Annotated in this window: 11 protein-coding genes and 1 pseudogene; 11 read left to right on the top strand and 1 reads right to left on the bottom strand. The window is 74.7% G+C overall.

The window, feature by feature from the left end:
- The first annotated feature begins 30 nt into the window (after window positions 1–30).
- The 9 genes and pseudogenes from tatC to HS99_RS22460 all read left to right on the top strand — a co-directional run bounded on the left by tatC (window position 31) and on the right by HS99_RS22460 (window position 9,843).
- Window positions 31–975 carry a twin-arginine translocase subunit TatC gene (gene tatC, locus HS99_RS22415; RefSeq protein ID WP_037830166.1) on the top strand — a complete coding sequence of 315 codons (945 nt, stop codon included), beginning with the start codon at window positions 31–33 and terminating at the stop codon, window positions 973–975.
- A gap of 150 nt (window positions 976–1,125) precedes the next feature.
- Window positions 1,126–2,307 (top strand): NAD(P)/FAD-dependent oxidoreductase, encoded by a 1,182-nt coding sequence (locus tag HS99_RS22420; RefSeq protein ID WP_030553581.1) that lies wholly within the window; start codon window positions 1,126–1,128, stop codon window positions 2,305–2,307.
- Window positions 2,304–2,624 (top strand): (2Fe-2S)-binding protein, encoded by a 321-nt coding sequence (locus HS99_RS22425; RefSeq protein ID WP_030286150.1) that lies wholly within the window; start codon window positions 2,304–2,306, stop codon window positions 2,622–2,624. Before HS99_RS22420 ends, HS99_RS22425 begins: the two co-directional genes overlap by 4 nt.
- Window positions 2,605–3,990, top strand: a complete 1,386-nt coding sequence (locus tag HS99_RS22430; protein ID WP_030286152.1) for an FAD/NAD(P)-dependent oxidoreductase — start codon at window positions 2,605–2,607, stop codon at window positions 3,988–3,990. The genes HS99_RS22425 and HS99_RS22430 overlap by 20 nt, the downstream gene beginning before the upstream one ends.
- 180 nt (window positions 3,991–4,170) lie before the next feature.
- A complete protein-coding gene (locus tag HS99_RS22435; protein ID WP_370863287.1) occupies window positions 4,171–5,034 on the top strand; it encodes a dihydrodipicolinate synthase family protein in 864 nt (287 codons plus the stop codon).
- A 133-nt stretch (window positions 5,035–5,167) separates the two neighbouring features.
- Complete coding sequence (locus tag HS99_RS22440; protein WP_030286156.1) at window positions 5,168–6,172, top strand: proline racemase family protein; 1,005 nt, start codon at window positions 5,168–5,170, stop codon at window positions 6,170–6,172.
- A 430-nt stretch (window positions 6,173–6,602) separates the two neighbouring features.
- Window positions 6,603–7,811: pseudogene (locus HS99_RS22450) on the top strand (aldehyde dehydrogenase family protein); the annotation flags it as partial.
- A complete protein-coding gene (locus tag HS99_RS22455; protein ID WP_030553582.1) occupies window positions 7,811–8,839 on the top strand; it encodes a proline racemase family protein in 1,029 nt (342 codons plus the stop codon). The pseudogene HS99_RS22450 and the gene HS99_RS22455, both read left to right, overlap by 1 nt.
- Before the next feature lie 107 nt (window positions 8,840–8,946).
- Complete coding sequence (locus HS99_RS22460) at window positions 8,947–9,843, top strand: ornithine cyclodeaminase family protein (RefSeq protein WP_030553583.1); 897 nt, start codon at window positions 8,947–8,949, stop codon at window positions 9,841–9,843.
- A gap of 95 nt (window positions 9,844–9,938) precedes the next feature.
- Here HS99_RS22460 and HS99_RS22465 read toward each other — a convergent pair whose 3' ends face one another.
- On the bottom strand, window positions 9,939–10,538 hold the full coding sequence (locus HS99_RS22465; RefSeq protein WP_030286163.1) for a TetR/AcrR family transcriptional regulator: 600 nt from the start codon (window positions 10,536–10,538) through the stop codon (window positions 9,939–9,941).
- Between the two features lie 105 nt (window positions 10,539–10,643).
- On the opposite strand from HS99_RS22465, the gene HS99_RS22470 reads away from it, so the two are divergent.
- Both HS99_RS22470 and HS99_RS22475 read left to right on the top strand, forming a co-directional pair.
- Window positions 10,644–11,537: an NAD(P)-dependent oxidoreductase gene (locus HS99_RS22470; protein ID WP_267885552.1), complete on the top strand. Its 894-nt coding sequence runs from the start codon at window positions 10,644–10,646 to the stop codon at window positions 11,535–11,537.
- A gap of 128 nt (window positions 11,538–11,665) precedes the next feature.
- A complete protein-coding gene (locus HS99_RS22475; RefSeq protein WP_030553586.1) occupies window positions 11,666–12,376 on the top strand; it encodes a GntR family transcriptional regulator in 711 nt (236 codons plus the stop codon).
- Window positions 12,377–12,455: the final 79 nt, after the last annotated feature.

Below are 12,455 nucleotides of genomic sequence, written 5' to 3' on the forward strand. Positions count from 1 at the left end.
GGGCCTCGACGCACGAGTTGAGGACCGGGGTTGAGCAAGCTCTCCAAGGCGTCGCCGAAGGCGCCCAAGGATCCTGAGGGGCGGATGGCCCTCGCCGACCACCTGCGGGAACTGCGCAACCGCGTGGTGAAGTCGGTCCTGGCGATCGTGGTGATCACGATCATCGCGGCGATCTACCACAAGAAGATCGAGCACTTCCTGCTGGAGCCGCTGCCGCAGTGCACCCCGGAGACCTCCGGGCAGTACCACGGCAGGTGCGCCCAGGTCTCCAACATCGGGCTGACCGCCGGTTTCACCTGGATGCTCAAGGTCTCGCTGACGGCCGGCGTGGTCGGCACCGTGCCGATCTGGCTCTACCAGGTGTGGGCCTTCGTGGCGCCCGGTCTGCACAAGCACGAGAAGAAGTACGCGGTCGTCTTCATGCTCTGCGGGGCGCCGCTGTTCCTGGCCGGTGTGGCCGTGGCGATCCTGACCCTGCCGACCACGGTTGAGGTGCTGATCTCGTTCACCCCGAACGGCACCACGCCGATCCTGCCGCCCGAGGACTACTTCGACATCGCGACCCGGATGGTGCTGGTCTTCGGCCTGGCCTTCGAGTTCCCGCTGCTGCTGGTGATGCTCAACCAGGTCGGAATCGTCACCGGCAGGCGGCTGCTCGGCTGGTGGCGCGGCATGGTCATGGGCATCACGGTGTTCGCGGCCTTCGCCACGCCGAGCGCCGACCCGCTGAGCATGCTGGCGCTGGCCGCGCCGATCTGGGCGCTGTACTTCATCGCGGTGGGCATCGCGATCCTGAACGACCGGCGCAAGCGCCGGAACAACCCGGACGCGGACCTGGACGACGAGGAGGCCTCGCACCTGGACCTCTCGGTGCAGCCGGTGGCGGGTGCGGAGACGGTCCAGGCCTCGGCGGCGCCGGCGGCGAGCGCGCCGGTGCCGGCCTCGCGGCGGGAGCAGATGGACGACATCACCTGAGCCGTTGACGGTCCTCGTGGGGTGGCCCCGGTCCTTCGCCTCGGGCGGAGGACCGGGGCTTTCCGCTGTTCGGCGTCGGTTCCGGGCCCTTTCCGTGGCTGCGCCGGGTACGCTCTTGGCAGCACGGATGGCATGTGACATATTACTGGCGTGCTGAAGAGCTGGACACCTCCCCTGGACGTCGTCGTGGTCGGCGCCGGAGTCGTCGGCGCCGCCTGCGCCTACTACGCCGCTCGCGCCGGACTCGCTGTCGCCGTCGTCGACCGCGGGCCGGTCGCCGGCGGCACCACCGGCGCGGGCGAGGGCAACCTGCTGGTCTCCGACAAGGAACCCGGGCCCGAACTCGACCTCGCCCTGCTCAGCCTCCGGCTCTGGCGCGAGCTCGCCGAACAGCTCGGCCCGGCCGTCGAGTACGAGCCCAAGGGCGGCGTGGTGGTCGCCTCGACGGCCGCCGGACAGCAGGCGCTGCGGGACTTCGCCGCGGGGCAGGCCGCGGTCGGGGTGAGCGCCGAGGAGGTCCCGGCCGAGCGGCTGCACGAACTCGAACCCCACCTCGCCCCCGGGCTGGCGGGCGGCTACCACTACCCGCAGGACGCCCAGGTGCAGCCCGCGCTCGCCGCCGCCCACCTGCTGCGCGAGGCCCGCCGGATGGGCGCCGAACTGAGCACCGGCGAGACCGTCACGGCCGTGGAGCGGGGGCCGGACGGCGCGGTGCGCGGCGTCCGCACCGACCGCCGCCGACTGGCCGCGCCCGCCGTGGTGAACGCCACCGGCGCCTGGGGGGCCGAGCTGGCCGCGCTGGCAGGTGCGCACCTGCCGGTGCTGCCCCGGCGCGGATTCGTCCTGGTCACCGAACCGCTGCCCAGGGTCGTCCGGCACAAGGTCTACTCCGCCGACTACGTGGCCGACGTGGCCAGCGGCTCGGCCGGGCTGCAGACCTCCTCCGTGATCGAGGGCACCCCCGGCGGGCCGGTGCTGATCGGCGCCAGCCGGGAGCGGGTCGGCTTCGACCGGACCATCTCCCACGAGGCGATCGGCCGGCTGGCGGCCGAGGCGGCGGCGCTGTTCCCGGTGCTCGCGCAGGTCGCCGTGATGCGCACCTACCGGGGTTTTCGCCCGTACCTGCCGGACCACCTGCCCGCCATCGGCGAGGACCCCCGGGTGCCCGGGCTCTACCACGCCTGCGGGCACGAGGGCGCCGGGATCGGGCTGGCGCCCGCCACCGGGCTGCTGATCAGCGAACAGCTGACCGGGAAGCGGTCGGAGCTGGACCTCGCGCCGTTCCGGGCCGACCGGTTCCCCGCCTCGACCGATCCCTTGGAGAAGCCGTGACGCGTCGCCGCACCCCTGCCGCCCTGGTCGAGGCCGACCCCGGGCCTGCCCACCGGATCGAGTTCGACGGACGGCCCGTCCGCGCCCTGCCCGGGCAGTCGATCGCCGCCGCGCTCTGGGCCGACGGCGTGCTCGCCTGGCGCACCACCCGGGTCGGCGGGCGACCGCGCGGGGCGTTCTGCGGCATCGGCGCCTGCTTCGACTGCCTGGCCACCGTGAACGGCCGGGCCAACCAGCGCCTGTGCCTGCTGCCCGCCGAGCCGGGTACCGTCGTCACCACCCAGGAGGGACACGGCCGTGCCGACCTCGCCGTCTGAGCTGTTCGACCTCGCGGTGGTGGGCGCCGGGCCCGCCGGGCTGGCCGCCGCCGTCACCGCCGCCGACCTCGGGCTGCGCTGCGTCCTGCTGGACGGCGCGGACCGGACCGGCGGGCAGTACTACCGGCACCCCGCGCCCGGACTCGGCGCGGCCCGCCCCGACCGGCTGCACCACGGCTGGGCGGCGTACACCGGGCTCGCCGCGCGGCTGACGGCGCACCGGCGGGCCGAGTTCCGCGGCGGCCACCAGGTGTGGGCGCTGGAACGGACCGAGGACGGCTTCGCGGTGCACGTCACCCTCGGGCCGGAGGCCGCCGAGCGGACCACCGTGCGGGCCCGGACGGTGCTGCTCGCCACCGGGGCGTACGAGCGGCAGCTGCCGTTCCCCGGCTGGACGCTGCCCGGGGTGGTCACGGCGGGCGGTGCCCAGGCGATGCTCAAGGCCGGGCTGGTGCTGCCCGGGCGGCGGATCGTGGTGGCCGGCAGCGGGCCGCTGCTGCTCGCGGCCGCCTCCTCGCTGGTCGGCGCCGGTGCGGACGTCCCGGCGGTGGTCGAGGCGAGCGGCTACCTCGGGTACGCCCGGCGCCCCGGCGTGCTGGCGGCCGTCCCCGCCAAGCTGGTCGAGGGCGCCGGACACGGGAGCGCGCTGCTGCGTCACGGCGTACGGCTGCGGCCGCGCAGCGCGGTCGTCGAGGCGCACGGGGACGAGCGGGTCACCGGAGTCACCGTGGCCCGGCTGGGCGCCGACTGGCGGCCACTGCCCGGCACCGAGCGGCGGATCGACTGCGACGCGCTCGCCGTCGGTCACGGGCTGCTGCCGCAGATCGAGCTGGCCACCGAACTCGGCGCGCAGACCCGCACCGGGCCGGACGGCGCGGTCGCCCTGCGGGTCGACGCCCGGCTGCGCACCACCGTTCCCGGCCTGTGGTCCGCCGGGGAGACCAACGGCGTGGGCGGCGCGGACCTCGCGCTGGCCGAGGGAGAGCTGGCCGCGCACGCGATCGCCGGGGAGCCGCCGGAGCGGGCGCTGCTGCGCCGCCGGGCACGGCTGCGGGCCTTCGCCGAGCTGATGGCGGCGGCCCACCGGCCGGGGCCGGGCTGGACCGGGTGGCTGCGGCCGGACACCGACGTGTGCCGGTGCGAGGAGGTGCCGGTCGCTCGGATCCGGGAGGCGGTGGAGGAGCTGGGCGCGGGCGACCCGCGGACCGTGAAGCTGCTCACCCGCGCGGGGATGGGCTGGTGCCAGGGGCGGATGTGCGGTCCGGCCGTGGCCTGTCTGTCCGGCGCCACGGGGGCGGGGCCGGACCGGCGGCCGCTGGCCTGCCCGGTGCCGTTGTCGCAGCTGGCGGCAGGTGCGTCGGAGTAGTCCGGCCCGGGCCCGGGTCTTCGGGCCCGGGCCGTCGCAACCCCAGTCGGAACCGGTCGGAACCCAGGGGGCGGGGGCTCTTGTCTCCGGCCTGTCGCCGCTTATAAAATGTCACACCTCACCAAGGAGCTCAACGTGTCCATCACCCCGCACGACACCAACCGGCCCTGGCGCGGCGTCATGGTCGCCACCACGATCCCGCTGCGCCCGGACCACTCCGTCGACTACGACGCCTACGCCGAGCACGTCCGCTGGCTGATCGAGTCCGGCTGCCACGGCGTCGTCCCCAACGGCTCGTTGGGCGAGTACCAGACGCTCACCGCCGAGGAGCGCGCCCGCATCGTCGAGGTGGCGGTCGAGGCGGCCGGCGACGGCTCCCGGGTCATGCCCGGGGTCGCCGCGTACGGCAGCGCCGAATCCCGCCGCTGGGCCGAGCAGGCCGCCGAGGCCGGAGCGGGCTCCGTCCTGCTGCTGCCGCCCAACGCCTACCGGGCCGACCACGCCTCGGTGCGGGCGCACTACGCGGAGGTCGCCCGGGCGGGGCTGCCGGTCGTCGCGTACAACAACCCGATCGACACCAAGGTCGACCTGGTGCCCGCGCTGCTCGCCCAGCTGCACGGCGAGGGCTCGATCGTGGCCGTCAAGGAGTTCAGTGGGGACGTCCGCAGGGCGTACGAACTCGCCGAGCTGGCGCCCGGGTTGGACCTGCTCATCGGCGCCGACGACGTGCTGCTGGAACTGGCGCTGGCCGGTGCGGTCGGCTGGATCGCCGGGTACCCGAACGCGCTGCCGGACGCCTGCGTGGCGCTCTACGACGCGGCCGTCGGGCACGACCTGGGGGCCGCCCTGCCGCTGTACAAGTCGCTGCACTCGCTGCTGCGTTGGGACTCCAAGACCGAGTTCGTCCAGGCCATCAAGCTCTCGATGGACATCGCCGGGCGCCCCGGCGGGCCGGTCCGGGCGCCCCGGCTGCCGCTGGAGCCGGAGATCGAGGCGGCGGTGCGCGCGGCCACCGAGAAGGCGCTGGCAGAGGGCCTCGGATAGTTCTCGGCGTTCGGCCGGCTGTGCGGGCAGCCGGCCCCGACGACCGCTTCGGCTGTTCGGCTTCGTTTGGCCCGCCTGGCCCGCCTGGCCCGCCCGGCCCGCCCGGCCCGCTTCGACAGAGGAGTTGTGAGGAATGCGCAGCCGTCACGTGTTCCACGCCGTGGACTCGCACACCGAGGGCATGCCGACCCGGGTGATCACCGGGGGCTTCGGCGTCATCCCCGGCGCGACCATGGCCGAGCGCCGGGTGCACTTCCAGCAGCACCTGGACCACTTCCGCACCCTGCTGATGTACGAGCCGCGCGGGCACGCCGCGATGAGCGGCGCCGTCCTGCAGCCGCCCACCCGGCCGGACGCCGACTTCGGGGTGCTCTACATCGAGGTGTCCGGGCTGCTGCCGATGTGCGGGCACGGCACCATCGGCGTCGCCACCGTGCTGGTCGAGACCGGGATGGTGCCCGTGGTCGAGCCGGTGACGACGGTGCGGCTGGACACCCCCGCCGGGCTGGTCGTCGCCGAGGTGCGGGTCGAGGGCGGCGCCGCCAAGGCGGTGACGATCCGCAACGTCGCCTCCTACGCCGTCGCGCTGGACCGCAAGATAGAGGTGCCCGGCTACGGCACGGTCGGCTACGACCTCGCGTACGGCGGCAACTTCTACGCCATCCTGCCGCTCGCCGAACTCGGGCTGCCGTTCGAGCGCGAGCGCAAGCAGGACATCCTGGACGCGGGCCTGGCCCTGATGGCGGCCGTCAACGCGGGCCCGGACCGGCCGGTGCACCCGGAGGACCCGTCCATCCACGGCTGCCACCACGTCCAACTGCTCGCCCCCGGCTCCACCGCCGAACACTCCCGGCACGCGATGGCCATCCACCCCGGCTGGTTCGACCGCTCGCCCTGCGGCACCGGCACCTCGGCGCGGATGGCGCAGCTGCACGCGCGCGGTGAACTGCCGCTCGGGCGGGACTTCCGCAACGACTCCTTCATCGGGACGACCTTCACCGGGCGGCTGGTCGAGGAGACCGAGGTGGCCGGACACCCCGCCGTGGTGCCCACCGTCACCGGGCGGGCCTGGGTCACCGGCACCGCCCAGTACTTCCTCGACCCGGACGACCCGTTCCCGGCGGGCTTCCTGCTCTGATGCTGTCTTTGTGAACTCGCTCTGAAGGGCTGGTAGTTGTGAGCATCACCTCGTACAACCCCGCCGACCCGGCCGACCTGGTGGTCGCCGTCGAGGCGCCCGGCGCCGAGGCCGTGCGGGCCGCCGTCGGACGGGCCCGGGCGCCCGCCCGCCCCTTCGAACCGGACGAGCCGTACCGGCCTCGCGGTGGTCATGCTGGTCACCAGGGCGGCGTTGCCCCGTTCGAACCTCCGGTGCTCGACCTGCCGCCCCGAGTCGGCGGCCAGCGACAGCCGGCCCGCCCACAACGGGTCGGCCACGTCGGACAGCATCCCGAGCAGCACCGGCACCACCGCGAGGTCGCCGTCGAGGTAGCCGACGAGGGCGTCCAGCCCGGGCCGCGCAGGCCGGCTGGCTCGCGGCCGGTGCGGGCGCCCGCTCGGCGACCCTCGGCCGGGTCGCCGAGGCGGTCGAGGCGCACGCGGAGGAGCTGGCCGCGCTGATCGTGCGCGAGGTCGGCAAGCCGCTCGCCGAGGCGCGGGGGGAGGTCGCCCGGACGGCGGCGATCTGGCGCTACTACGCCCAGGCGCCGTACGAGCCGTCCGGGGCGGTGCACGAGACCGCCGCCGGGCCGGGGCTGCTGCTCACCCGGCGCCGGCCGTACGGGGTGGCCGGGTTGATCGCGCCGTGGAACTTCCCGCTGGCGATCCCGAGTTGGAAGGCCGCTCCGGCGCTGGCGGTCGGGAACACGGCGGTGCTCAAGCCCGCGCCGGAGGCGACGGCGTGCGCGCTGCGGCTGGCCGAGCTGACCGCGCTGGCCTCGCTGCCCGAGGACGTCTTCACGGTGCTGCCCGGCGGGGCCGAGGAGGGGGTGGCGCTGGTCGAAGCGGCGGACGTGGTGTCCTTCACCGGCTCCACCGGGGTCGGCCGGGCCGTGGTGCGGGCCGCCACCGGGCGCGGGGTGCCGGTGCAGGCCGAACTCGGCGGACTGAACGCGGCGTTGGTGCTGCCGGACGCGGACGTGGAGCTGGCCGCCGGGCACATCGCGGCCGCGATCGCCGGGTACGCCGGGCAGAAGTGCACCGCCACCAGCCGGGTGATCGCGGTGGGAGCGGCGTACGCGCCGCTGCGCGAGGCGCTGGTCAAGGCCCTTGCGGCGGTGGACGATTCGGTCTGCGGGCCGGTGGTCAACGAGGCCGCGCGGGAGCGGATGACGGGGGCGGTCTCCTCGGCCGTCGAGGCCGGGGCGAGCGTACTGGTCGGAGGAGGGGTGCCCGAGCGGGCCGGCTGGTACGTCGAACCGACCCTGCTCGCCGACGTGCCCGACCAACACCCGCTGGCACGCGAGGAGTTCTTCGGCCCGGTGGCGGTGCTGCACGCGGCGGCCGATCTGGACGAGGCGATCGCGCTCGCCAACGACACCCCGCACAGCCTCGCCACCTCGGTGCACACCCGCAGCCTGGACGCGGCCCTGGCCGCCGCCGACCGGCTGGACGCGGGCATGATCCGGGTCAACGCCCCCTCCAGCGGCGTCGACTTCCACCTGCCCTTCGGCGGGACCAAGGGCGCGAGCCACGGCGAGCGCGAACAGGGCCGGGCGGCGCTGGAGTTCTACACCGTCAGCCGGACGGTCAGCGTGCTGCCGGGCGGCGGGCTGTGATGAGGGTCAGCACGGTCGACTACCACACGGCCGGGGAGCCGTTCCGGATCGTGCTGGACGGGATCCCCCCGATCCCGGGCGACAGCGTCGCCGAGCGGCGGGCCGTCGCGATCGGCGCGGGCGGCAGCGCCACCGCGCCCCGGCCGAGCTCGCTGGACGAGGTCCGGCAGCTGCTCGTCCGGGAGCCGCGCGGGCACGCCGGGATGTACGGCGGCTTCCTGGTGCCGCCGGACGACGACGGGGCGCACCTGGGCGTGCTGTTCTGGCACAAGGACGGCTACTCGACCGCCTGCGGGCACGGCACCATCGCGCTCGGCGCCTGGGCGGTCGACTCCGGGCTGGTCCCGGCCCCCGCGGACGGTGTGGCCCGGGTGCGGATCGACGTGCCCTCGGGGCGGGTCACCGCCCTGGTGCACCGGGCGGGCGGGCGCACGACCGGGGTCACCTTCCGCAACGTGCCCAGCCGGGTCAGCGCCCTGAAGCTGCCGCTGGCCACCTCGCGCGGCGTGGTGGAGGCCGCCGTGGCACACGCCGGAGCGTGCTACGTCTCGGTGCCGGCGGCCGCGCTGGGCCTGGCGGTGTCGGCCGAGCAGCTCCCCGAACTCACTGCTGTGGGGCGGGAGATCAGGGAGCTGCTGGCCGGCGCAGAGGAGGTCTCGCACCCGACGGACCCGCGGCTGTCCGGGGTGTACGGCGTGGTGCTGTACGAGGAACTCCCGTCGGAGGGCTCGGCGTTGGTGCAGCGGAACGTCACCGTCTTCGCGGACGGGCAGATCGACCGCTCGCCCTGCGGCTCCGGGACCTCCGCCCGGCTCGCGGTGCTCGTCGCCGAGGGGCGGCTCGCGCCGGGGGAGGAACTGCTGCACGAGTCGATCATCGGCACGGTGTTCACCGGGCGGGCGGTGGGCGGGGGCGACCCGCTGGCGGGCGGGGTCGTCACCGAGGTCGGCGGCGTCGCGTTCCGGACCGGGGAGCACCTGTTCGTCGTGGAGCCGGGGGACTCGCTCGGGGCGGGGTTCCTCCTGTGAGCGGTGCTGCGCCGCCCGGTGGCGAGCCGTTCGGTGCGGGGCCGTCGGGTGCCGCGTCGCCCGGTGACGGACTGCCCGGTACGGGGGCTGAGCCGCTCCAGTACACCGTGCCGGGCACCGGTGGGCTCGGGCCCGCCGGGGCGGTGCGGGCGATCGAGCGGGTGCTGCTGGACGGGCTGGACCCGGAGGCGGCGCCCGCCCGGTCGGCCGTACCGGTGCCGGCGGGAGAGCTGCTGCTGATGCCGGCCGCCGCCGGGCCGTACGCGGGCGTCAAGATCGCCGGGGTCGTGCCGGACAACCCGGCGCGCGGGCTGCCCCGGATCACCGGCAGCTACCTGCTGCTGGACGGGGCCACGCTCCAGCCGCTGGCCGTGCTGGACGGCGCGGCCCTCACGGCCCTGCGCACGCCCGCCGTGACGGCGGCGGCGCTGGCGAGGCTTGCGGAGCCGGAGGCCGAGCACCTGGTGGTGTTCGGCTCCGGCCCGCAGGCGTACGGGCACCTGGACGCGCTGCTGGCCGTCCGGCCGCTGCGGCGGCTCACCGTGGTGGCGCGCGACCCCGGGCGGGTGGCCGCGCTGGTGGCGTACGGGCGGGGGCTCGGACTCATGGCCTCGGCGGGTGGGCCGGAGGCGGTCGGGCGGGCGGACGTGGTGGTGTGCTGCACGACCGCGCGCACCCCGCTGTTCGACGGCGCGCTGGTGCCCGCGCATGCGGCCGTCGCGGCGGTCGGCTCGCACGAGCCGGAGGCGCGGGAGGTGGACGAGGTGCTGGTCGGCCGGGCCGAGCTGTACGTCGAGGCGCGGACGGTGGCGGCGCGCGAGGCCGGGGACCTGCTGCTGGCGGGCGTCGGCGGACGGCAGCTGTGGAACCTGGCCGAACTGGTACGCGGCGACGCGCTGGTGCCGGACGGGCGGCCGCGGTTCTTCAAGAGCGTCGGGATGGCCTGGGAGGACCTGGCCGTGGCGGCCGAGGTGTACCGGGCCGGGCGGCGCCGGGCGCCGTAGCGTACGGGCCAACTGCCGGGAGTGCATCGCAGTTGTGGAGGCCGGAGCCGGCCTGGTGGGAAGGGATCCCCCACCGGGCCGGCTCCTTTCGTGCGTCAGTCCTGCGGGAGGTAGGTGGCGAGCAGCCGGGCCAGGTGGCGGCCGGCGATGTGCAGCGGCTCCTCGCTGCGGGCGACCTGGGCGGCGAGTTCGGCGCCCTCCAGGGTGTTGATGACGGTGCCGGCCAGCTCGCGGGCGTCCTCGGCGCCGATGCCGGCGGTGCGCAGGCGTTCCTCCACGATGGCCTGCCAGTTGGCGAAGGCCTCGGTCACGGCCTGCTCGATCACCGGGGCTCGGCCGACGGTCTCCAGGGCGGTGGTGGTGATCGGGCAGCCGTCCTGCCAGTCGGAGCCGCGCAGCTCGCGGGCGAGCAGAGTGGTGCAGGTGGTGACCGCCGCGGTCAGGTCCTCGGCGGAGCCGAGGCCGGCGCGCAGGATGACGGCGAACTCCTGGTCCCCGTGCCGGATCGCCTCGGCCGCCAACTCCTGCTTCCCGCCCGGGAAGAAGTGGTAGACGGAGCCCAGGGTGGCCTCGGCCTCGCGGGAGATCTGCTTGATCCCGGTGCCCTCGTAGCCCTGACGCTGCAGCAGCCGGGAGGTGGCCCGGACGATCCGCTCGCGGGTGCCGACGCTGCTGGTCTTCTCGGCGGTCTTCACGGGCCGAATCCTAGCCGAGATTCTGAGTAGAGCGTTCGTTCCAGAGTTGTGCTAGCGTCGCCGTCGGTACTGGATAGAGCGTTCGTTCTAGAGAGGGGAATCCCTGTGTCCACCGAGCAGCAGGCGAAGCGGTCCGTGACGGTGATCGGGCTCGGCCCGATGGGGCACGCCATGGCCGGGGCGTACCTGGACGCCGGCTACGCCGTCACGGTGTGGAACCGCACGGCCGCGCGGGCCGACGAACTGGTCGCCCGGGGAGCGCGGTTGGCGCCCGGCGCGGAGGCGGCGGTGGCCGCCAACGAACTCGTGGTGCTCAGCCTCACCGACTACGACGCGGTGTTCGCGGTGCTGGAGTCGGTGGAAGGGGCGGTGGCCGGGAAGGTGATCGCCAACCTCAGTTCGGACACCCCCGCGCGGGCCCGCGAGGCGGCACGGTGGCTCACCGAGCGCGGCGCGGGGCACCTCACCGGCGGGGTGCAGGTGCCGCCCTCCGGCATCGGCAGCCCCGAGTCGTCCACCTTCTACAGCGGGCCGGTCGAGCTGTTCAACCGGCACCGGGCCGCGCTGGAGGTGCTGACCGGGGCCGACTTCCGGGGTGACGACCCCGGGCTGGCACAGCTGTACTACCAGATCCAGATGGACCTGTTCTGGACCTCCATGGCCGGCTACCTGCACGCCACCGCGATCGCCGAGGCCAACGGCATCTCGGCCGAGGAGTTCCTGCCGTACCTGTCCTCGACCGCGGCCTCCATGCCGGGCTTCCAGGCGTTCTACGCGCCTCGGATCACGGCCGGGAACCACGCCGGGGACGTCGACCGGCTGGCGATGGCGCTGGCCAGCATCGAGCACGTCCGGCACACCGCCGAGGCCTCCGGGGTGGACGACGCCCTGCCGGCCGTCCTGGCCGAGGCCTTCCGACGCGGGGTCGAGTCCGGGCGCGGCGCGGCGAGCCTGACCGCACTGGTGGGGCAGTTCCGCCGGGCGCAGCTGTCCGCGTAGCGGCAGATCGTGGGCCGCCGGCCGTTGTCAGGGCCGGCGGCCGCTGTCACCATGAGTCCCGGACTGTTGCATGCTCAACGTAACGTGACATTGTACGCTGGTGTTCTGCACCCACCCGGAGGAACACCATGGCCGAGCTCAAATCCCGCACCCTGATCTCCGTGCAGGAGCGGCTCCGCGACCAGGTCGCCCACGCCCTCCGGGCGGCCCTCATCTCCGGCGAACTGCGCCCCGGCGTCGTCTACTCCGCCCCCGCGCTCGCCGCCGATTTCGGCGTCTCCGCCACCCCCGTGCGCGAGGCCATGCTCGACCTCGCCCGTGAAGGCCTGGTCGAAGCCGTCCGCAACAAGGGCTTCCGGGTCACCGAGCTCACCGAGCGCGACCTGGACGACTACACCGAGATCCGCGCCCTGATCGAGGTCCCGACCGTCGGCCGGGTCACGCGCACCGCGAGCAAGGACCAGCTGGAGCGGCTGCGCCCCCAGGCCGAGGCGATCGTCGCGGCCGCGCGCAAGCACGACCTGATCGGGTACCTGGAGGCGGACCGGCAGTTCCACCTCGACCTGCTGGGGCTGGCGGGCAATGCGCGGCTGGTGGAGGTGGTCGGGGACCTGCGCAAGCGCTCCCGGCTGTACGGGCTGACCCGGCTGGACGAGCAGGGGCAGCTGGTGTCCTCGGCGGTGGAGCACGTGGAGCTGCTCGACCTGATGCTCGGCGGCGACGCCGAGGCGGCGGAGGCCTGCATGACGCGGCACCTCAGCCATGTGCGCTCCCTCTGGGCCGGCCAGGACGAGACGGCGGAGTCGGAGCGCCCGGCCCTGCGGCTGCGGGCCCGGTAGCGGTTAAAACCACCCTTTGGGGTGAATGCGACAGATTGGGTGTCGGGAAGCGCTCCGGTCCTACGATGATGTTCTCGAC

Source organism: Kitasatospora aureofaciens (genome assembly GCF_001188955.3).
In the GTDB taxonomy this organism is placed as follows: Bacteria; Actinomycetota; Actinomycetes; order Streptomycetales; family Streptomycetaceae; genus Kitasatospora; species Kitasatospora aureofaciens.